Origin of the sequence: Clostridium niameyense (assembly GCF_001243045.1) — a bacterium.
GTDB classification, from domain to species: Bacteria; Bacillota; Clostridia; order Clostridiales; family Clostridiaceae; genus Clostridium_F; species Clostridium_F niameyense.
In genome coordinates this window covers 1,138,148-1,159,182 of record NZ_LN849007.1, presented here as the reverse complement: position 1 = coordinate 1,159,182, position 21,035 = coordinate 1,138,148, and the positions used below count along the sequence as shown (strand labels likewise).

Here is a 21,035-nt window from a genome sequence, read left to right as displayed (position 1 = left end):
TTCATCTAACTTACATTTTTGTAAGGTTAGAAATTAAATAAAAAAGCCACAAACTTGTGGCTTTTATCTTTACTCATTATTACGGAAATAAACTAAAATTTAGTAAGCTCACCCAAAGGAAATATAATTAAAACTCTTGTTCCTTTAAATTTTTCAGATGTAATCTCCAATCCTAACCCTAATTTTGTGCATAATTTTTTGCAAATATAAAGTCCTATACCTGTAGATTTTCCAAACTTTCTCCCATTTTCACCTGTAAAACCTTTTTCAAATATTCTTCCAATATCTTGTGTAGGTATACCCACACCATTATCTTCAATAGTTAAAGTTATACTATTTTTATTTTTAGTAGCATAAATATTAACTTTACCTTCTCTAGGTTTAGAATATTTAAGAGCATTACCTATAATCTGATTTAATATAAACTCTACCCATTTAGCATCACTAAATACATTTATATCTACATTTTCTATATTTAAAGCTATTCTTTTATTTATAAAATCCTTAGAATTACGTTTTATGGTATTTTCTATAACGGTTTTTAATTTAAATTCTTTAACTAAATAATCTTTACTAACCTCAGTGCTTCTTGCATAATATAATACCTGGTCTATAAAACTTTCTATTTTTTTTATTTCATATTCTATATTTTCTGTTACTTTATTTTGATTATTGGCTATCATTAATCTTGTAGATGCTATAGGGGTTTTTATTTCATGAACCCAAGTTTCTATATACTCCCTATACTCTACTTGCATATCTCTATATTTATTTACCTTTTCATGCATATCTTTATTAGCTTCTCTTAATACATTATAAATAACTCTTTGTTCTATATTTTTAGGCTTTTTTATAACTTCTGGTAATAAATACTTCTTATCTAAATTTTCTATAACAGATGTTAAATCATCATAATACAATTTACTTTTAATTAACTCTAAAATTATGTAAGTTATAAGAGGAAAAAACCATATACAAAACACTAAAAAAATTATAGCTGTGCCAAAATTCAATAATTTCATTATTAATGCTATAATAATGAATAAAATTAAATTAATACCTAAATAAAGACTTCTTTCTTTCAAATAATCAATTACTCTCATTGAATTATATACCCTAATCCCCTTCTAGTTTCTATTACATCCTTAAGTCCTATATCCTCAAGTTTTTTTCTAAGTCTTGTGACATTTACAGAAAGGGTATTATCATCTATAAAAAGATTTGAATTCCATAAATAATCCATCAAAACATCCCTAGATACTATATTTCCTCTATTTTTCATTAGACATGACAATATCTTAATTTCATTTTTAGTTAAATCTAAATTGTTCTCCTTATAACTTATACTTCCATTTGATAAATTAAGCTTTAATCCCTTGTAATTTAAAATATCTTGTGGAGTTGCTTTTCCATAAGTTCTTCTTAAAATAGATGCAATACGAGCTAAAAGTATTTCTGTATTATAAGGTTTAGTTATAAAATCATCTGCCCCTAAATTCATACTCATAATTTCATCCATATCGCTATCCCTACTAGTAACCACAATTATAGGTATATCTAAGGTTTTTCTAATTTCTCTACATATATAGTATCCATCAAAAACTGGCAAATTTATATCTAGTAATATTAAATCTCTTGGTTTCTCTTTTATATACTCAATTATATTTTCAAATTTTTCTGGAGCTTCTATATTATAACCATATCTAGTTAAAAATACTTTAAGCTCATCTCTTATATTCTTGTCATCTTCTATTATAATAATATTGTACATTTAACCCATTTCTCCTATTTTAAATTTATAATATAAACTTTATAGTTAAAATAATTATAACATATAGCAAAATAAAGAACTGCATTATATCCAAAAATAAACTTTTTATATAATACAGTTCTTTAAAGTTATTCTACATTTATTAATTTTTATATTACGATTTTAATTTATAATTTCGCTACATATGTACATTTTAAAGTCCTATAAGATTTATACTTGAAGGTATTACTAATTACTTAATTTTGATTTTCGATATTCTTTGCATTTTCTAAGTATCATAAAGAAATATATAAATATAACAGAAGCTGCAACGATACCTGCTGCTATTCCTATTGCTACTATTACAGTATCTATACCCTTTTGCATAAACAAGTTTTTATTTCTTTGTAACATTGCATCCATAGTGTAATAAAGTGCTCCTCCTGGAAGAAGTGGAATAATTCCTGGTATCATAAAAATATTTGTAGGAGCTTTCAGTGTTCTTGCCATTAATTCAGACCATATACAAACGAACATAGCTGCAATCATATTACCAATAAATAAACTTCCTGTTAAAGCATAAATAATAAGATAAATTGCCCAAGAAAGCGTTCCTCCCATAGTTGCCGCCACTATATGTTTTTTATTTACAGAAAAAAACAAGGCAAATCCAAGAGTACCAATCCCCGCCATTAATACTTGAATTATATCCTTTCCCATTAAGAAACACCTCCCAATAATATCATTGAGCTTCCAAATCCTACTGCAATTGCTATAGCAATCATAAGTGCTTCAATTAGTCTATATAATCCTGATATTATATCTTGATAAAACATTTCTCTTATACCGTTTACCAAAATTAAAGCTGGTATAAAAATCATTATGTCACCAATCATAACTTTATCCAATTTAATACAAAGATTCATATAATTAGATAATTCTGCTAAACATCCTGATATAAAACATGAAATTACTGTATATATCACCTTATTTAATTTTCTAATTTTTGAAAACTTATCCATAAAAAATATGGCAGTGGCAATTATGGAAGAAACTATTCCATCTTTCCATGTTCCACCAAAAAACACTGCGAATCCACCTGCAGCACACATATATCCAACGAATTTTGCAATATCACTGTCAGTTCTTAATTTATTATTATCTAATGCAGATTTTATTTCAGAAATTGGTGGTACAGTGCTACAAATTTCTCTTGCCATAGCATTTAATGCTTCTAATTGTCCTAAATCTGTTGCTGTTGACTTAATTCTAACGGATTGAGTGTAATGTCTTCCTTTACTATCCTTTATTGTCATAACAATTAAAGTTATAGTAGCATGTATTTCACACACTTTAATACCATATGCTCTACATATACGAATAATAGTATCTTCTACACGACGAACCTCAGTACCACACATCACCATGCGACGACCAATTTCTAATACATATTCTTGAAACATATCATATTCTATTACTGTCATAAATAACCTCTCCATTAAAAATTGTTTTATATATTTATATATTTTGTTATTTGTCTTATTATGTAAAATAAAATCTTTGATTAGCTTGTCCTTTATTGAGTTTTTATTTATTTTAGTTAAAATTCCAATATATCCTATAATAGTTATATCAACATATAGCTTATAAAACCCATATATAATTATATAACTATTTTGTATTTTATACTACTATTTATTTTTAATTATAAATTTCTACTTAAATGCACATATTAAATTTATATATGACATATTAATAATTAAATTGGAGGATTGAATTATGGATTTAAATTTTTCAGAAAATAACAACTGTTGTGATTCTAGAACTGCATTTGTCTTAACTCCATTACCTTATGGATACGATCATTTATCTCCTTCTATAGATAAAGAAATAGTAACAATACATCATGATAAACATCAACAGGCTTATGTAGATAAACTAAATACTGCTATTTCAAAACACCCTGAACTCTTTAAAAAGGGCGTTTATGAAATTTTATCCGATTTAAACTCAATACCTGAAGATATAAAAAAAGATGTTATAAATAATGGTGGTGGAGTATTTAACCACGAATTTTATTGGAGCGTATTAGGTACTAAAGCTTTAAATGAAAATAGTAGTCTAGCAAAAGCTATTACAAGAGATTTTGGTTCTTTTCAAACTTTTACTGATACCTTTACTCAAACTGGTATAAATACTTTTGGGTCTGGTTATGCTTGGCTTATAAGTGATGCTAATGGAAAACTTTCAGTAGTTTCTACTAGTAATCAAGACTCCCCAATATCTGAAGGTAAAATTCCTATTCTTACAATGGACGTTTGGGAACACGCTTATTATCTTCAATATCAAAATAGAAGACCTGAATATATAACTAATTTCTTTAAAATAATTAACTGGTCAAAATGTGAACACTATTACGATAACATATAGATTATTTAAGTAATTATTTTAAAGTAAATAAAAAAGAAAAGAGCTATTATTATATAGAAAATTAACCTTCTATATAATATAGCTCTTTATTTTTTATCTTATATATTTCTATTTCTTTTAAACAAAGATCTTAATGAAAAAGTACTTATCAAATTATAATTTAAGTCTTCTTTATTAAATTATATATTTAATTTGTGCTTCTTTAAATTTACTAATTAATTCTTCTTTAAAGAAATCTTTAATTTCTTGTAATTGCTCTTTAGTATATATATACTTTCCATATCCAAATTGTCCATATTTAAATTTTCTATCTTCCTCTTTCATAGGTAAAGTGGTTTGTGGGAATATTTCAAGTATGGTATTTTTAGCTTTAGTAGTAAACCTATGGGATATTACTTCAAATCCTATAGGAACATTCAAATCTTTTGGTAATGTTTTATATAATATATCTATAAGATCTTTATACCCTTCTTTCCAATTTTCATATAAAAATACAGGAGCTATTATAAATCCTATAGGATATCCATATGAAGCAAGTTTTGCAGCTGCTTCTATACGTTTATAAATAGAAGCTGTAAAATGTTCATACTCTTTTATTATTCTATTTGTATTCAAACTAAATCTAATTTCTGTATGACCATTATGATTAACTTTTAGCAGACTATCTATATCATTATATTTTGTAACAAATCTAAATCTGGCAAGTTCTTTTTCTGCAAAATATTCTATACATCTTTTTAATGAATTAGTATATGGTTCTACCGGAATTGGATCTGAAGTTGCTGCACCTTCAAATATAGTTATATCTGGACTTCTTTCTTTTATATATTTATCAGCCTGATATAATATTTCATCAATGTTTGTATAAATTCTTACAAAAGGTTTATTTCCTAATTGTGTATTTAAATAACAATATTCACATTGTCCCATGCATCCACTAACTAAGGGTAATTGATAATGAGCTGATGGCTTACAGCTTTGAAATTTCATACTCTTCTTTACTCCTACAACTAATGTTTTTTTACCTGACCTATACTTTTCATACATTCCCTCACCTGGTATAGAAGATATGATTTTATTTGATGATAATTTTATAATTTCAACATTAGAATCATCTTTAAATTTATTATATATATCTTTTCCCATCTCATAATCTAAGGCACCTTTTTCAAATAAAATTAATCTAGGACTAAACATAGCATACCAACTTTCTTTTAAATATTCTTAATATATTTTTAGTAGAAAGTTAGTTTATTATTATATTATTTACTTCTCCATTCTTTTTGTAATATACCATACAAATACATATCATAGGTTCTACCATCTCTTATTATAAATTCCCTTTGTATTCCCTCTTTTATAAATCCTATTTTCTCATATAAACTTATAGCTCTATCGTTATATTCTAATACATTTAAGTATATTCTATTGAAGTTAAATTCTTCAAACCCAAATTCCATAGTTAAATTTAAAGCCTCTTGTCCTATACCTTGCCCTATATAATTTTTATCGCCTATGCCTATATATATTAAAGCATTTCTATTATTCCAAAGTATATTTTCAAAACCTGTAATTCCTATAAATTTATTACCCTCAATAGTACGAATAGCAAAAATATATTTATCATTAGATTTTTGTGATTCTTCTATTATTTCTAAAACTTCCCTACTACTTTTAGGTACTGCGCTTATTACATCATAATATCTCATAAATTCTGTATTATTATACCATTTAGTAAACTCCTCAATATCTTGGCTTTCTAGGGCAGTTAATCTTATAGTTTTACCTTCTAATAATTTTTTCATATATGTTCATCCCCTTAATAGATCATTTATACATGCTGTAGGCAATTAAAAATAAATTTCTTTTCCAATTTAAATGGTTGATAAGACAACTTAGATTTTCTAAGTCCATCAATTCCTAAATCTTGTTCTCTATTTATTATTTTCACATCATTAAAACACATGTCTATAAAAGTTTTATTAATAAAACTATATACACCTTTATAATTAATATCTCCTTTTTCTATATGAATTACTGCCAAATCTTTATTTAATTTTTGTCCTATGCTAAATGCTACTACTTTATTATCTACATAAACTACTATAGCTCTTAAATCTAATAATTCAAAATTATTTAAGATATCTTCAATAGCCTTCATTTCATAATATAAATACTTATTAGAATTATTATTTTCTTCATACCATTTTTTTGATATTTCTATTATATCCTTTTTAACAGTTTCATTATTAATTTGTTTTACTTCATAATTATAGGTTTTGACAAAAGAATTATAAAAATTTTTCTTACTATGAAGCTTTTTCCCAGAAAGTTTAGATAGTTTTTCTGCCTCATATAAATAATCAAAATTGTTTCTATCTTCTTTAATACAGACCTTTGCTTCATACTCCTTTGCGAAATTCTGTATTTTCATTGCAAATTTTTCATCTAAATCCTTAAATATATACTTCATATTATTCTCTTCTTTGTATTTAATTAACTTAGTTAATATTTCTTTTAAATCCTCGTCCCTATATCCTAAGGGATTCATAAAATAATAATTTCCTTCAAAGTCTTGCTTTTTTATTATTAAAGCATTCTTATATATAGTATACTGAACATCGCAAGCATCTTTCCAAATATATAAAGTTGTAAAAGCATATTCACAACTTAAAAACTTATATGGGTAAACATATCTATCAAATAATTCTTTATCTTTTAAAGTAAGTTTTTCAAATTTCATTTAATACACCTCTTTAGTAAGCAATAATCAATGTTAGTTGATTACCATTATACTTTATTTCCACTTAAATTCATATAGTATTTATTAATGTTTGCAAATTATTAATTTTATATAATATACTTTTATTTATAAATAAAAATAAGTAGTAAATTTACTACTTATTTTCTAAAGATTTATTAATCCTTTTTGTTAATTTAATATTATAATAAAAAACAATTCTTTATTACGTCTTTATGTTTAAATTTTTTCTACAAACCAAAAATCACAACAGGAATCCCCATTAGCTAAAGTCGAATTTCTAATTAAATCTGACTTGCTAAATTTTGCGGTAATAAAATCTGTTTTACAAAGCTCTGGCGCAATTTCTAAGCAATTCTCCCTTTTACATAATTCACAAAGTGCACAACGAGTAAATTCAAAATAAGTTCCTTCTCTATGCTTTTTATTGTCTTCTTTCATTACCCAATTCATTGGGTATTTCTTAGCATTATCTTGAGACCATTTTGCCACATCTTTTACCCATTTTTTATACTTATCAGTAGTGAAACTTCTATTTTTACATACTAATTTTACAATTTTAGAATTTATTAAACCATCTGAAATAATTTCTCCCATTTCATTAGATGAAATTTTATTATTACAGGATTTATAACATGCTATAAAAACTCCTCCCATATAAATGTTATTAACTAATTTATTATCCTTTCCACCAATATGAGGAGTTCTTAAAATAATTTCTTTATATTCTTTTTTGGATTTCTTTAATAAATTATTTGTATATTCTTTACTATATCTTTTAGAAATCTCTTTTTTTAAAATTCCTTTAAATATATGCCAATAAATTCTGCAAGAATTGGTATAATTCATTTCCACATCCCCTTTAATTGAAATTAATTATCAGTACCATTTATTATAATTTATATACTTGTTTTGTCAAGTATATATAATAAAAAACGTAAAAGATGTTGATTAGTACTACTGATTATTCAATTTTCTTCCAGAACAAATAAAACGCATACTTCCTAGTTTTTAAAAACATTCCAAACAAATCCATGTTTTTGATATAATTTTGCCATTTCTTCAAGTACATATATATGCACATCTCCAGTTTTTATATGGGGTAAAAGCATATAATTTTTCAAAAACTCGCTGTAAATGTAACTTTTAATTTCAAATTATAAATAACATACACAATGGCTTTTAATATTTCGCTGACTGAAAGTCCTGTTATTTTTTTATTTTGTCATAATAAATGTGATGGACTACAAAATCTAGATAACATTGATGCATTTAATCTATATTTAGTTGTTGAAAAATAATTTCTTGAAATTCTATATTATTTTCCACACATGGATTTTCATAAAAATATTTTAACTCTTCATACATAGTTATTTATCCCAAGTATAGAATATCCTCTATTTTCCAAATAATTCCTTTCTAACTGTTTTGCTCCTAAACACACCGGACCTATAAGCATAATAAATCTCTCTTTATTATCTTTTAATATATTATATATAATAATTTTGTCTTCTACAGCTATATGACATTTTTCATTGTGAATTATCTTTAGTTATCTTACTTTAAATCGCTCATTCTACAAATGAGAATCCCCTATATATTTTATTTTTGATACCTCTCTTAATATAACTAATTGTGAAATTACTAATTTTATTATCTAACTGTAAATTGAAATTTGTAAGTTCCATTATGTTCAATTTTTCCATTCCATAACTAACTCTATTTCACCAGTATTTTCATCTATTTGCTCTGTAGAAATTATAAAACCTTCTCTTAAATAAAATCGTAATGCACGATTATTCTTCTTATAAACACATAAAGACAATTCACTGTGTTTACATCTTGAATAATCCAATAATAATTTTCCAATCCCTTTTGACTGAAAATCACTTGATACAAATAATCCTGCTACAAAACTTTCTATCAAACCAATAAATGCCTGTATCTCACCATTCTCCTCATATACATATATTGTTGCTTTAGGCATCATTTCTTTAACTGCTCCAAAGTTCTCTATCCAATATTTACTGTTAATAAAATTATGTGCTAAAATATTTGTATCAAGCCATAGTTGCATTATTCTATCAATATCCGTTGTTCTAAACTCTCTAATCATAGTTACTCTCCTTGTTATATAAATTACTATTTATATTACTCACCCCAAAATTAGAATTTATTATTTAGTTACCATCTAAGAGTACACAGTCAAAATATCTATCAGATGTAAATCCATTTTTAGGCATCATTCTTACTGCACAAGTAGGAGAACATAAAACATCTATTCTATTAGAGAAATCTTCATCGTTGAGATTTCCTTTTCCCTTAATACAAAAATATTTTACTTTAGGAACTTTAACTAAAGTTGGTTTTTCATTTGGCAACTAAAGTTCTTTTTCTTTATTCCTCCATTCTTATTATAAGGTATTAAATGTTACAACATATTTAAATATCGTAAATAAATTCTAATAGTCTTTTCCAATTTTTCTCTCACTTTTTGTTTTATACTTACTGCTGAAACAACTTTTATATTTTCTACAAAAGATAGTATATATCCATATAACCAATCACTTTCTAGATATTCTACTTTAATTAAAAAGTTTCAATTTTCTATAATTGTAACATTCTCTTTTGTAAATTCATCATATACTCTATAAGCCATTTCTTTTAACATTTCTAATTCTAAAGTAATCATTTTTATATTTTCCTCATTGTATAGCTTTTTTGATAATTCTCTTGAAAATATTTCATCCAAAATATTTATATCCTTTATTCTTGTTATTTTAAATAATCTATAATTTCCCATATAATTATGCCTATTCAAATTACTATTTAGTGTTAATTAACACTACTATGTTTACATTAGTCTATCGAAATATCTTAATGCAAACAATTCTATCGTATTGCGCAAACGAATGAATAATACAGCATAAATTAAAACACGATTCAAAGTAATGGTTATTTGAATATTAGAAAATAACAACACAACTTCTCCTATAGCTAAAAATACTATCAATATATAGTTTAAACAATTCACTGAATCAATTGCCAACGTTCATCTTTTTTATAATCAATATCCTTTTTAGCTTTCCATACATAAAGAAAAAGAGTAATGCCAGTACCAACAATAAGGAAAAATAAAATAATAGTTTGTTCATTCATCGTCTCCCCCCCTTTTGTGTTCAAAAACTTCATTAATTGAAAGATTAAAAACTTCTGCAATTTTGAAAACTAATTCTAATGAGGGAGTATATTTATACTTCTCAATTGATATAACCGCTTGGCGAGAAATACCTACCTTTTCAGCTAAATCTGCTTGCGTCCAATCATGCTCTGCTCTCAAAACCTTAATTCGATTCTGTATCAAGGTATTACCTCCTTAACAAAATGTAATCTACTGATTATATTTTGTCAATACATGAATACTTTATTTGCACATTAATATCCAGGTAAATGTTTTCTGTCCCACAAAAGGTTTATTTTGACGCTTAAATTTATAACTGATTTAAGTTAAATTTATATTTATTAAATAGTAAGATCATTATCATCCTTAATTTTGATAGCTTTATAAATTATATTTGAAATTACAAAACACATAATTCCACTTAGGAGTATAAATCCTACATTACTAACTTTATTAGTATCAGTTCTAAGTATATTACTATGATTTTTAATGTAATCCATTACAGAAATAATTATTAAGTAAATTCCTGTTCTATCAAATCTTTTTACAATGTCCATAATAAATGGATTCTCCCTAGAGTTATTAATAATAAAAATTATATTATTAGCAATTAAATAGTAGAAAATAGAATAAAGTATTGACACTATTCCACATAATAAAAATGCTTCTTTTGGGATAGTTTCAGGTAATTTCTTTGGAAAACCTCCAAAAATAGTTGCAAAAATTGATACTATAGCACATATTTTTACTACTGTTAAAATTACTTTTGATATTTTTATTAAATTTTCTCTCATTTTAATCCCCCTTGTGAAATAACTTATAATTATATATTGCAGTAACTTTCAGTTTAAAAAATATTATAAATTATATTTATAATATTTAAATTTCTGTAGTTATAATATACCATATTTATTATTGATATTCAATATATATTTATTTAATAATGATAAAAATATATTGAATAACTTTAGTATCATTTTATTGAAGAAATATTTTGATAAATTCCTTATGTGAAAAACATCCTGAATAATCAATAAGAATTATAAAAAATAAGAGTCTAGATTATTAAAGCTTATCCAAGTGTTAAATATAACCCTTAGATAAGCTTTAACTAAAAATATAGACTCTTATTTTATAATTTATTTAGTTTTTATAGTTATATATACTTTCTAATATTATATCTTTATTATCCTTAAATTCATAAATTGATGGTTCTATTATTTTGTCTGGCATAAAGGATGGTGTATCTTCTTTAAATGTTTCAAAGTATTTCTTGGAGTAGCTTATGATCATTTTAGTGTTTGGTAATTTAAATTCTCTTACTTCTCCATAGTGATTTGGTTTTCCACCTGTAGGTTCCCCCACAAAGATTGCTTCGGTTTGGTTTTTAAGTGTTATAGCATTTAATATGGCTGATGAGAAAGTCCTTCTACCTAATATTACAAATAATTTATTTTTATTGTTTATATTACGTTTCTTTATTTGTTTTATAAATGAGTCTAATATAGATGATCGTCCTCCTCCATTATCTCTTAAATCAATAACTAATTTTTCAGGATTGTTTTTATCTATGGAATTTAATAACTCCTTAGAAAAATCTTTAAAAGGTTTGTCCTTCATTTCCATACAAGAATTATATTTAAAATACATGATTTTTTCAGTTTTTAAGTATTTAAACCAATAATTCTTATCTTGGTTTTGCATATATAAGGGCATATCTTTGTCCCTGTTATTTGATTTAAGCTTTTTAACTAGGTTTTCATTGGCTTTAACTGATTTTATATCTACATCAAAAATTTTATTTTGTTCATCTTGAAAGGTAAATGTAGCTTTTTCTGTGGAGTCTATAATTTTTAATCCATGAAGCATAGATGGATTAGTTAAAATTTTTGGAATTCTATTTTTAAGTTGAGCTTTGTTTTCATGAGATATAATTTTGCTAGTTTCTTTTTCTACATCATCTATATTTTTTCCGTTGATTTTAATTAATTTGCAATTTAATATTTCTTTGTATTCTGGTAATGTATTTATAGCATATATCCCTTCCTTAAACCAGTATAAATTTATTGGAAATGTCTTTTCTGTTTCAGAATAAGCACTTGTATGAGCATCATTTACAGAAGCTACAATTTTGTATATTTGAACTTTAACTTCATCATCATTAAGCTTTGGCACTTGATTTTTTAAGCTTTCTATTTCTTTATGAAACTTTTCCTCGCTTAAACTAAAAAATAAGTTTTTATGTTTTTTAGGAAGTTGTTTCTCTAAATATTCTATATCCTTTGTCCATTTTTCATTTCTATTATTAGGATCTGCAGTATATTTACTTTTGAAGCCTCCTAATATAGCTGCTGTAGCTATTATAACAATTATTAACGATATAAAAATAATTCTTAACCTTTTCATATACGCACCTCTTATATTGTATTATTTTATCATAGTTATTAAACATTTTTATAAAAACCATATATATCTTACTATATTAAAATAATAATATTTAGGTTTATATCTAATAAATATCACATTTTTCATAATAAAGTATGGAAACAAATATTGTTATAATAAAAAATACTATGGAAATTTCTATTGTATATTTACTTATAATCAAATTCATATTATTAAACTTAAGCGACATTAAAGGTATAGATGGATAGCATAAAGGAAAATAAATACCATAATCCAGATTTTGTGCTGCAACTAAAGTAATTAAAGTACCTATAATACTATATATCATAGGTATAATCATATTTTTACTTATACTAACTATAAATATCGCTAGTGGGGTTATAGCAAATTGAAATAGCATAGAATAAATGTATATTTTTATATTTAACATTACAAAATTCATATCTAAAGGATCATGATCTATACTACATCCAATAATGAGCATAACTATGAATTGCAAAGTATAAACAATAAATATACATGTAAATAAAGTTATTAATTTAGCTACAAAAATTTTTGTTTTACTTATAGGATATGAATAGGTAACACAAGAAACTTTTTCTGTAAATTCTCTGGCATAAATATAAGATGCTATTAGTGTAAAAAATATTAATCCTATAACTAAAAACATCATAGCTTCTATATTTGTCATATAAAGTTCCCACTCTACTATATCCTTCCTATATAATTGACCAAACAGCATAATCAAAGGTGCTGTTACAATACCCACTATTAATAATAAGCATATTGGTGATCTTTTTAATTTTAAAAATTCACAATAAATTGCATTAAACATCACAAGCCCCTCCTGTTAATCTTACAAAGTGATCTTCTAAGTTATCTATAGTTAAGCGTAACTCATCAACATTTACGTCATTTGACACTAATAGCTTGTTTATTTTCCATGCTTCGTTTAATTTTTCATATATTCTAATTTTCCCATTTTCCCATATTACATAATCATTTATATTAAGTTTATTTTCTAACATAAATGAAGCTTTTTTATCATTGTCTACCTTTAGTTGAATATAATGTCTATTCCTTTTTTGAAGTTCATCATAATCTATTTCCTCAATAAGTTTTCCCTTATGGATTATCCCAATCTTATTAACCAATAATTGTATTTCACTTAAAATGTGACTAGATATAAATACAGTGATTTGAAATTTTTGGTTTAAATCAAGTATTAATTCTCTTATCTCTTTTATTCCTATAGGATCTAATCCATTAGTAGGTTCGTCCAGTATTAAAAATTCAGGATGATGTAAAATAGCCCTTGCAATTCCTAATCTTTGCTTCATTCCTAAAGAGAAATTTTTAACCTTTTTATTACCTACATCTTTTAACCCTACTATTTCTAAAGTTGTCTTTATACTATCTTTTGATGGATATCCAATCATTCTCCTATGTATTTCTAAGTTTTCTTCTGCTGTTAGATTTAAATAAAATCCTGGATAATCTACTAAACATCCTATTCTCCCATAACATTTTCTGTCTAAGATTTTATTTCTAAACAATTCTATTTCACCATGGCTAGATTTTAAAATTCCTAAAATCATTTTTATAGTAGTGGTTTTTCCTGCACCATTTTTACCAAGAAAACCATATATATCTCCTTGTTCTACATTTAAATTAAGATTATCTACTACATTTAAATTTTTATATTTTTTAGTTAAGTCATAAGTTCTAAGTATATAATTCATTAAATCACCTCTTATAAATAAAAAACTATGTTTTAATTATAAAACATACTTTTTACACAAGGCTTAAATACTCCTTAAATGTTTCTTAAATATTAGGTAAAGTAACTATAAATTTAGTTTTTTTATTAGGAATGCTTTCCGCAATTATAGTTCCATTTTGCATTTCTACTAGCTTTTTAACTATTGTAAGACCTAAACCACTACCTTGAAAACTTCTGTTTCTAGACTTTTCTAGAGTATATAGTCTTTTAAATATTAAAGATAAATCATCTTTAGGTATTCCCTTTCCTTCATCCCAAACTGTTATTTTTACATTATTTTTACTACATACTAAATCAACACCTATGTTTTTTCCATCACATCCATACTTAATTGCATTAGATATAAGATTATTAAAAATCCTCTCATTTGCTTTTTTATCTCCTAGTATATAAACATCTTCTTTTGGTATATTTATAATAGGATTTATATTAAGATTATTAAAGCTATTATAAAATAAAATTATATTTTGTCTTATAAGCTCTGATAAATTGAATTCTTCCTTTTTTAACTTAATATCATTAGTTTCTAATTTAGATAACTGGAAAAATTCATCCATTAAACTTCTTAAACTATTACCCTTATGTTCAATTATAGTTAAATACTCTTCTTTTTCTTCTTCACTTAAATGTTTACTAGATTTTATAACTTCTATATATCCTAGTAATGAAGTTACAGGAGTTCTTAAATCATGAGATATATTGGTTATCATTGTCTTTCTTTCTAACTCATATTCTTTATTCAATTTATATGTATTTTGGAATTTATCTAATAAATTATTAATGGTTACTGTTAATTTTTTTAAATTTTTGTTGCAATTTTGCATTCTAATTCTTATATTAAAGTTTCCCTCTTCAATGTTTTTTAGTAATTTATTAATATAATAGATTTTTTTATTTAAATTCCAAATAATTACTACTAGTATCAATATAATTATTAGAAGTACTATTATGATCAAATTACATCACTCCTAATTTGTATCCAATTCCCCATATTGTTACTATATATTTGGGTTTATTGGGGTTTTCTTCTATTTTATTTCTAAGTCTTCTTATATGAACCATTACTGTATTATCTTCCCCCATATATTCTTCCTTCCAAACACTTTCAAATATCTGTACCTTTGTAAATACTCTATTGGGACTTGTAAAAAATAATTTTAATAAATCAAATTCCTTTGCGGTAAGGGTTATTTTTTCCCCTTTTCTATATATACAATAATTATTTAGATCTAAAGTTATATACCCCCTTTTTATTGAGTTTTCTTTTTTATTATTTGGGGTAAATTTAGTATATCTTCTAAGATGAGATTTGATCCTAGCTACTAATTCCCCTACAAAAAAAGGTTTTACAACATAATCATCTGCTCCTAATCCAAGAGCTGATATTCTATCTACTTCTTCTCCTTTAGCAGATAATATTATAATAGGAACTACACTTTCTTCTCTTATCTTTTTCATAACTTCTATTCCATCTACAAAAGGAAGCATTATATCTAAAATTATAATAGCACAATTACTAGATTTATATTTTGCAAATCCATCCATTCCATCAAATGCTTGTACCACATTGAATCCTTCTTTATTTAAAGCCCTTTTTATTAAGTTGTTTATATCCTTATCATCTTCAATTATTAAAACTTCAGTATTATCTAAATGCTCCATGAAATATCTCCCTACTTTAAAAGTCTTTATGATTACTTTATTCCTGCTATAATATACCATATTTACACAACAAAAGATATCCCAAAATTAATTTTGAGATATCTTTAAAATACAAAATCTTTATATATTCCATACTTCCGATTTTTTTCTTATATCAATAAATCTTTTATAAGTTCCCTGTTTTTTAAATAGCTTCTTATGGTACCCTTTTGTTCAATCTTACCATTATTAATTACTAAAATTTGATATGTATTTTCAATAGTTTTAAGTCTATAAGCAATTATAATTATTATTTTTCCTTTTATTTTTTGTATATCCTCTAAATCAATTCTTATATAAACAAAAATACTTACTATCAATTTATAATAGTGAGTATTTAGGGTAGTTTTCATTTATAGTTGTTTTTAAAATAGCATTAAAAATGATAAAATCACTTAATAAACTTTTCAATTATTAAAAAACAACAACTAAAATACCTTTTATTTTTTTCTATATATTATATAATATTATTATAATGTATAGAAAAGGATGTTTAATTTTATGAATAACACATTAACGGCTGAAAATATAAAAAAATTAGAAGAAGAACTAAATTACAGAATGACTGTAAAAAGAGCTGAAATTGCAAAAGAAAAATTAATAGCAGCTTCCCACGGTGATAGATCTGAAAATGCAGAATATAAAGAAGCCTGTGCAAATTATAGACGAAATGATGATAGAATTCAGTACTTACTAACTATGATTTCTACAGCTACAGTAATAGACAATAAAAATGTGGATGAATCATTAGTAGGAATTAATACTACAGCAAAAATCAAATTTTTGGAGGATGATTTCGAAACTAATGTAACTTTGGTAACTACTATGGATGTAGATTTAGAAAATATGTTCATAAGTATAGAATCAGATTTAGGCAAAGCATTATATAATAAAAAAATTGGGGATAAAGTTGAAGTAGATGCCCCTCAAGGAAAATATACAGTAGAAATATTAGATATATTAAGTGTTACTAATTAATAATAAAAACTACAAAGTAATAATATAAATATGTTTAATATTATTACTTTGTAGTTAATATGACCTTATAATTAGCTATTAATTGTATTTTGAAGACAGTATTCTTGTGGTAGATTACCAATAATATTAGTTCTTAGTAACTTTAAAGATGGAATGTATAATTCTTGTAATTAAAACCATGCCAAATTTCCTTTATATTAAAAACAAAATTAAGTGATTTATATGAATAAATTTTATATTTTTTTCTCTGGTGTTTCAATTATATTTTACCTAGTAAATTCATCTTAATCTTTTTACCTTTAGAACTTATAAATTCAATTCCTTGAAATTTATCATAATTAACTCTAACTCCATCATCTAAATCAATAACTATTTTTTTATTAGCTAAGTATGTTGCTACCTCATCATATTTTCTACATTCTTCCATTTGTTTTACAATTTTGCTTATTTTCTTTTTAGCTAAAGTTTTATCTTTTGAAGTATATTCTTTAGAAGTCAAAACTAATTGAAGTTTATGTATTTCTCTTTCATACTTTCTTTGAAGAATATGAAGATACTTTTCTCTAACTTTAGTTACAATTTGATCATCATATCTATGAACATATATTAAGGATTTAAATCCATTATTTTTACCAGAATCAAATAACCAATAAATAGGCCTTTTCTCATAAGTTTTTAAATGATCTTTATAAAAATCCTTTAGAAAATACATTCTAATTGCTTGTCTTGAAGTCTGTGATGATTTTCTTCCTATAGAATCAGCAATAAAATCTAAGTTCTTCTCTAACGTTTCTTCACCATATACAATTTTAACAAATTCTATAAATCTTGAAACTATATCTTCTTCAAAATATTCATCATCAGTTATTGGAATAATATTATCCTCATCCGGTATAAAGCTTACATTAATCCAATTATCCTCCAATATATTTCTATTTTCGTCTTCTTTTATTTTTCTTACTTCATACCTTAAACTACTTAAATTTAAGTTTTTATCTTTTAATACTCTAAACTTATGATTCCATTGTCCACCAGCATATATTAAACCTTCTACATCCATTGAATATCTACCAAACATACACCCTACAGCATATGAAATAAAGGACTTTATATCTATTTTCCTATTTGCTTTTCTAATAGTTACATCTTTATCATAAACCTTAGGGTTTAATTCATTTTCCACTCCATAAATGTTAATAAATATAGCATTTAGTTCTTCTTCATTAGCCTTTAATCTATTAAATTGTTTCCTTGTAAATTCACTCCAATTATTAAAGGAATCTTCTAAACTATTTCCTCTAAAAGTTAATAATGGATGACATTTAAAATTACAAGAGGTTTCAAAGAAGTCCCAATCTTGTTTTGAAATATAAATATTATCCACTACTAATTTTTCAATTTTTGTGGTGTTTTCCGCTGCAAATATCTCTTTACATATTGGTATATTCTTAATATCCCCTACCTGTATATTATAAGTGGGATTCATAATATCTAAAAATAAACTAGAAACCTTACTACACAATAGTCCTAATATTACTTTTATATTCTCACTATTTAAAAATATAGATGAACCTGCTACATCAAATATAAATCCTTTTGGTGAATATCTGGCTCCCATATTTTCTGAGATGAATGTATAAGTTATACATTCATTAAAATAAAACTGTTCATTTTTTATAGTTCTACTATATGATTTATAAAGTTTAGATGCATATGCTTTAACCTCTTCACCATCATTAAACCAATTTATAATAAATTCATTATTACCATACCACTTTCTGGATGTACCTCCTTTATTATAAGGAAACCATTTTTTATTAGTTAATAAAGCTGATTTTGCACTATCAGAAGTAAAACTTATATTATTAATATTAACTTCATACCATTTTTTTAAAAATCTTTTATTATCTGATGTGGCCATTCCCTGCCTAGGTTTTGCAAAATCCTCAAACCTATTATTACTCTTACAAATATTTAAAATGTTTTTTGAAACCCAATATGCAAATGGTTTTGTTGGAATTACTAATAATTTATTAAGATTTATATCTTTGTAATTACATACTTTACTTTTATCAAGAGCTAAAAAAAGTTCATTTTTAGATTTACTATCTTCTGCTTTAGTTAAATCAATACAATAAGTAGCATACTTTGGACTTCTTTTATTTCTACATACAAACATAACACTTTGAACTATGGTTCCTACATTTTCTTCAAAAGCCCGTGATCCTAAATGCACTAACTGTAGGAAAGTTAATTTGTCTAATAATTCTAGTCTAAAATTCAAAAAACTTGATAAAAACATCCATGAATGTTGATTTATTATAGAATATAATCCATTACTTTTAAGCTTGTTTTTACATACCTCCATATATACTGAAAATAAATCATACTTAGATAAAACATAATTTTTCTCTAAGTAAAGTGCCATTTTTTTATTCATCCCCCTAATTCCCATATAAGGTGGATTAGTACAACAAACTTCATACTTTTGGCTCATTATTTTTCCTTGTTTTATAATTGGAATAAGCTTTTCTAATATTACATTCTTATATTTATAAATGGAATTATCTATTTCTACCGAATTTTTATCATTAAATATTTCAATTACCCTTTGCTTTATATTATTAAAATTAACTTCTTTAACTTCAAGCATAGATCCATATTCTTTAGCATCCTTAAATACATTTACTAAATATCCTATATCCTCTCTTAACTTGTCATCTTCTCCTACAAAATAATTTAATACTTCCTTTGAAATTTCATTACTTTCTTGTATTGAACAAAGATTTAATTCTATTTTTTCTTTTTCCATCTCTCTAAATAAATTTCTATTATAATATCTAGCTTTCATAATCAAAGCAAAAGATGCTAATTGTTCAGCTATATCATCTATATCTAATCCATAGAGGTTATTTTTAAGTATTAACCTTGGAATTTCCCTTTCTTTATATCCTACCGTTTTATATATTTTATAAAGCACATCAAAAGCATATACTAAAATATGCCCTGATCCCATGCAAGGATCTAAGACTTTTATATTTTCTGGATTTAATTTTGAATGTTCTTTTCTTATTTCCTTTAATTCTTCTTCCACTTCTTCTACTTGCTTTTTATCTTCTAAGTAATACTTCCATTCACTTTGGAGTTCTTTATTGGGATGACCTTCTAGCCACAACTTTCCTAAGGAATTTTCTACCATATATTTAACTATCCATTTTGGAGTAAATAATTGGGTAGCTGCTGGTATGTTTTCTTTTGTTATCTTAATATTTTTCTTTAAAGCAGAAAAAACTTCATCTTTTTTTTCCGATATGTAATATTGATATAACCAGCCTATTATTTCTACATTTCCTATCCAATTTTTCTCTTCAATTTCTTCTACCATTGTCCTTATTACAGAACCCTCCTGTAAAAGATTATCTGGACATAGTAATTCAGTATAATCAGTAATTTCTTTGAAGACTTGGGGCATTATATATTCTAGTTTATTACATTGTTTTATTAAAATTTGTTTATATGCTTTCTCTCTATTTTGAGTATTGTTATTATCTGATAATTTATATATATATTCAGCATTAAGCTCTAATTCATCTATAACTTCAGAAACTCTTGTTAAAATATCTGGCTCTAATTTATTTTCTATTTGAGATGAAAGGATTCTTATGCCTAATGGAAGATAATCATTAACTTCCATATATCTAAGAGCTATAAATCTACTAAACCAAGTATACGCAACTTCTTCTACAACTTGTTCAAAACCATATATAAGACCTTTTTCTTTGCTATATTCATTTATCTTATTTATTAAGCTTTCTCTACGATTTATATATATATTACTTATATCTTCCGTTTCTTTTATCTGTAATTCATGAGCACTATAATCTATTTTTATTCCTATTTCATTAGCCTTATCTGTAACAGCTTTAATAAGATTTTTTCTAGCTTTCATAGCAAAAGATTTTATTTTCCCTTTATCCATGTATGTACCCTCCATATAATACTTGGTTTTTTCCATAAATATTATATCATACAATAAATATATTAA

General features: G+C 24.8%; 23 protein-coding genes. 2 read left to right on the top strand and 21 right to left on the bottom strand.

From position 1 onward, the window contains the following. Positions 1-92: 92 nt before the first annotated feature. From BN1711_RS06540 to BN1711_RS06525, 4 genes are all read right to left on the bottom strand, one after another. On the bottom strand, positions 93-1,103 hold the full coding sequence (locus tag BN1711_RS06540) for a sensor histidine kinase (protein ID WP_050607367.1): 1,011 nt from the start codon (positions 1,101-1,103) through the stop codon (positions 93-95). After that, a complete protein-coding gene (locus BN1711_RS06535; protein WP_050607366.1) occupies positions 1,100-1,771 on the bottom strand; it encodes a response regulator transcription factor in 672 nt (223 codons plus the stop codon). Before BN1711_RS06535 ends, BN1711_RS06540 begins: the two co-directional genes overlap by 4 nt. A 228-nt stretch (positions 1,772-1,999) precedes the next feature. Continuing rightward, the gene (locus tag BN1711_RS06530) at positions 2,000-2,470 is read right to left on the bottom strand and encodes a threonine/serine exporter family protein (protein WP_050607365.1); all 471 of its coding nucleotides are present in this window, start codon (positions 2,468-2,470) and stop codon (positions 2,000-2,002) included. Continuing rightward, complete coding sequence (locus BN1711_RS06525) at positions 2,470-3,249, bottom strand: threonine/serine exporter family protein (RefSeq protein ID WP_050607364.1); 780 nt, start codon at positions 3,247-3,249, stop codon at positions 2,470-2,472. The genes BN1711_RS06530 and BN1711_RS06525 overlap by 1 nt, the downstream gene beginning before the upstream one ends. A 280-nt stretch (positions 3,250-3,529) precedes the next feature. Between BN1711_RS06525 and BN1711_RS06520 the strand changes: the two genes are divergently transcribed. After that, entirely contained in the window at positions 3,530-4,180 is a 651-nt protein-coding gene (locus BN1711_RS06520) for a superoxide dismutase (RefSeq protein WP_050607363.1), read from the top strand. 174 nt (positions 4,181-4,354) lie between these two features. Here BN1711_RS06520 and splB read toward each other — a convergent pair whose 3' ends face one another. From splB to BN1711_RS06440, 16 genes are all read right to left on the bottom strand, one after another. Continuing rightward, positions 4,355-5,377, bottom strand: a complete 1,023-nt coding sequence (gene splB / locus BN1711_RS06515; protein ID WP_050607362.1) for a spore photoproduct lyase — start codon at positions 5,375-5,377, stop codon at positions 4,355-4,357. A gap of 65 nt (positions 5,378-5,442) precedes the next feature. After that, a complete protein-coding gene (locus tag BN1711_RS06510; RefSeq protein ID WP_050607361.1) occupies positions 5,443-5,985 on the bottom strand; it encodes a GNAT family N-acetyltransferase in 543 nt (180 codons plus the stop codon). Positions 5,986-6,011: 26 nt separating this feature from the next. Beyond that, positions 6,012-6,923: a DUF2156 domain-containing protein gene (locus tag BN1711_RS06505; protein ID WP_050607360.1), complete on the bottom strand. Its 912-nt coding sequence runs from the start codon at positions 6,921-6,923 to the stop codon at positions 6,012-6,014. Between the two features lie 237 nt (positions 6,924-7,160). Continuing rightward, positions 7,161-7,790, bottom strand: coding sequence for an L-2-amino-thiazoline-4-carboxylic acid hydrolase (locus tag BN1711_RS06500; protein WP_050607359.1), 630 nt, complete (start codon positions 7,788-7,790; stop codon positions 7,161-7,163). Between the two features lie 844 nt (positions 7,791-8,634). Next, positions 8,635-9,057: an N-acetyltransferase gene (locus BN1711_RS06495; protein WP_050607358.1), complete on the bottom strand. Its 423-nt coding sequence runs from the start codon at positions 9,055-9,057 to the stop codon at positions 8,635-8,637. Between the two features lie 64 nt (positions 9,058-9,121). Next, a complete protein-coding gene (locus BN1711_RS06490; RefSeq protein WP_050607357.1) occupies positions 9,122-9,322 on the bottom strand; it encodes a hypothetical protein in 201 nt (66 codons plus the stop codon). A 218-nt stretch (positions 9,323-9,540) separates the two neighbouring features. Then, the gene (locus tag BN1711_RS06485) at positions 9,541-9,744 is read right to left on the bottom strand and encodes a WYL domain-containing protein (protein ID WP_050607356.1); all 204 of its coding nucleotides are present in this window, start codon (positions 9,742-9,744) and stop codon (positions 9,541-9,543) included. 227 nt (positions 9,745-9,971) lie between these two features. After that, positions 9,972-10,100: a hypothetical protein gene (locus BN1711_RS12845; protein WP_279233071.1), complete on the bottom strand. Its 129-nt coding sequence runs from the start codon at positions 10,098-10,100 to the stop codon at positions 9,972-9,974. Further along, positions 10,093-10,305, bottom strand: a complete 213-nt coding sequence (locus BN1711_RS06475) for a helix-turn-helix transcriptional regulator (RefSeq protein WP_050607355.1) — start codon at positions 10,303-10,305, stop codon at positions 10,093-10,095. Before BN1711_RS06475 ends, BN1711_RS12845 begins: the two co-directional genes overlap by 8 nt. A gap of 158 nt (positions 10,306-10,463) precedes the next feature. Then, positions 10,464-10,916 carry a DUF2975 domain-containing protein gene (locus tag BN1711_RS06470; protein ID WP_050607354.1) on the bottom strand — a complete coding sequence of 151 codons (453 nt, stop codon included), beginning with the start codon at positions 10,914-10,916 and terminating at the stop codon, positions 10,464-10,466. A gap of 349 nt (positions 10,917-11,265) precedes the next feature. Next, on the bottom strand, positions 11,266-12,528 hold the full coding sequence (locus tag BN1711_RS06465; protein ID WP_050607353.1) for a S41 family peptidase: 1,263 nt from the start codon (positions 12,526-12,528) through the stop codon (positions 11,266-11,268). A gap of 103 nt (positions 12,529-12,631) precedes the next feature. Continuing rightward, entirely contained in the window at positions 12,632-13,363 is a 732-nt protein-coding gene (locus BN1711_RS06460) for an ABC transporter permease (protein ID WP_050607352.1), read from the bottom strand. Continuing rightward, positions 13,356-14,270, bottom strand: a complete 915-nt coding sequence (locus tag BN1711_RS06455) for an ABC transporter ATP-binding protein (protein ID WP_050607351.1) — start codon at positions 14,268-14,270, stop codon at positions 13,356-13,358. The genes BN1711_RS06460 and BN1711_RS06455 overlap by 8 nt, the downstream gene beginning before the upstream one ends. An 85-nt stretch (positions 14,271-14,355) precedes the next feature. Continuing rightward, positions 14,356-15,267, bottom strand: a complete 912-nt coding sequence (locus BN1711_RS06450) for a sensor histidine kinase (RefSeq protein ID WP_050607350.1) — start codon at positions 15,265-15,267, stop codon at positions 14,356-14,358. 1 nt (position 15,268) lies between these two features. Continuing rightward, a complete protein-coding gene (locus BN1711_RS06445; RefSeq protein WP_050607349.1) occupies positions 15,269-15,973 on the bottom strand; it encodes a response regulator transcription factor in 705 nt (234 codons plus the stop codon). Positions 15,974-16,122: 149 nt separating this feature from the next. Next, positions 16,123-16,332 carry a hypothetical protein gene (locus BN1711_RS06440; RefSeq protein ID WP_129582135.1) on the bottom strand — a complete coding sequence of 70 codons (210 nt, stop codon included), beginning with the start codon at positions 16,330-16,332 and terminating at the stop codon, positions 16,123-16,125. Between the two features lie 181 nt (positions 16,333-16,513). Between BN1711_RS06440 and BN1711_RS06435 the strand changes: the two genes are divergently transcribed. Continuing rightward, positions 16,514-16,990: a GreA/GreB family elongation factor gene (locus tag BN1711_RS06435; protein ID WP_050607347.1), complete on the top strand. Its 477-nt coding sequence runs from the start codon at positions 16,514-16,516 to the stop codon at positions 16,988-16,990. A 259-nt stretch (positions 16,991-17,249) separates the two neighbouring features. Here the strand turns inward: BN1711_RS06435 and pglX are convergent, their stop codons facing one another. Next, positions 17,250-20,969: a BREX-1 system adenine-specific DNA-methyltransferase PglX gene (pglX, locus tag BN1711_RS06430; RefSeq protein WP_050607346.1), complete on the bottom strand. Its 3,720-nt coding sequence runs from the start codon at positions 20,967-20,969 to the stop codon at positions 17,250-17,252. Positions 20,970-21,035: the final 66 nt, after the last annotated feature.

Bases quoted from the DNA above. Each gene is read 5' to 3' on its own strand.
- BN1711_RS06530 (WP_050607365.1), bottom strand. From the start codon at position 2,470: ATGGGAAAGGATATAATTCAAGTATTAATGGCGGGGATTGGTACTCTT.
- BN1711_RS06455 (WP_050607351.1), bottom strand. From the start codon at position 14,270: ATGAATTATATACTTAGAACTTATGACTTAACTAAAAAATATAAAAAT.
- BN1711_RS12845 (WP_279233071.1), bottom strand. From the start codon at position 10,100: ATGAATGAACAAACTATTATTTTATTTTTCCTTATTGTTGGTACTGGC.
- BN1711_RS06445 (WP_050607349.1), bottom strand. From the start codon at position 15,973: ATGGAGCATTTAGATAATACTGAAGTTTTAATAATTGAAGATGATAAG.
- BN1711_RS06525 (WP_050607364.1), bottom strand. From the start codon at position 3,249: ATGGAGAGGTTATTTATGACAGTAATAGAATATGATATGTTTCAAGAA.
- BN1711_RS06520 (WP_050607363.1), top strand. From the start codon at position 3,530: ATGGATTTAAATTTTTCAGAAAATAACAACTGTTGTGATTCTAGAACT.
- BN1711_RS06540 (WP_050607367.1), bottom strand. From the start codon at position 1,103: ATGAGAGTAATTGATTATTTGAAAGAAAGAAGTCTTTATTTAGGTATT.
- pglX (WP_050607346.1), bottom strand. From the start codon at position 20,969: ATGGATAAAGGGAAAATAAAATCTTTTGCTATGAAAGCTAGAAAAAAT.
- BN1711_RS06495 (WP_050607358.1), bottom strand. From the start codon at position 9,057: ATGATTAGAGAGTTTAGAACAACGGATATTGATAGAATAATGCAACTA.
- BN1711_RS06505 (WP_050607360.1), bottom strand. From the start codon at position 6,923: ATGAAATTTGAAAAACTTACTTTAAAAGATAAAGAATTATTTGATAGA.
- BN1711_RS06535 (WP_050607366.1), bottom strand. From the start codon at position 1,771: ATGTACAATATTATTATAATAGAAGATGACAAGAATATAAGAGATGAG.
- BN1711_RS06510 (WP_050607361.1), bottom strand. From the start codon at position 5,985: ATGAAAAAATTATTAGAAGGTAAAACTATAAGATTAACTGCCCTAGAA.
- BN1711_RS06500 (WP_050607359.1), bottom strand. From the start codon at position 7,790: ATGAATTATACCAATTCTTGCAGAATTTATTGGCATATATTTAAAGGA.
- BN1711_RS06485 (WP_050607356.1), bottom strand. From the start codon at position 9,744: ATGGGAAATTATAGATTATTTAAAATAACAAGAATAAAGGATATAAAT.
- BN1711_RS06435 (WP_050607347.1), top strand. From the start codon at position 16,514: ATGAATAACACATTAACGGCTGAAAATATAAAAAAATTAGAAGAAGAA.
- BN1711_RS06460 (WP_050607352.1), bottom strand. From the start codon at position 13,363: ATGTTTAATGCAATTTATTGTGAATTTTTAAAATTAAAAAGATCACCA.
- BN1711_RS06465 (WP_050607353.1), bottom strand. From the start codon at position 12,528: ATGAAAAGGTTAAGAATTATTTTTATATCGTTAATAATTGTTATAATA.
- BN1711_RS06470 (WP_050607354.1), bottom strand. From the start codon at position 10,916: ATGAGAGAAAATTTAATAAAAATATCAAAAGTAATTTTAACAGTAGTA.
- splB (WP_050607362.1), bottom strand. From the start codon at position 5,377: ATGTTTAGTCCTAGATTAATTTTATTTGAAAAAGGTGCCTTAGATTAT.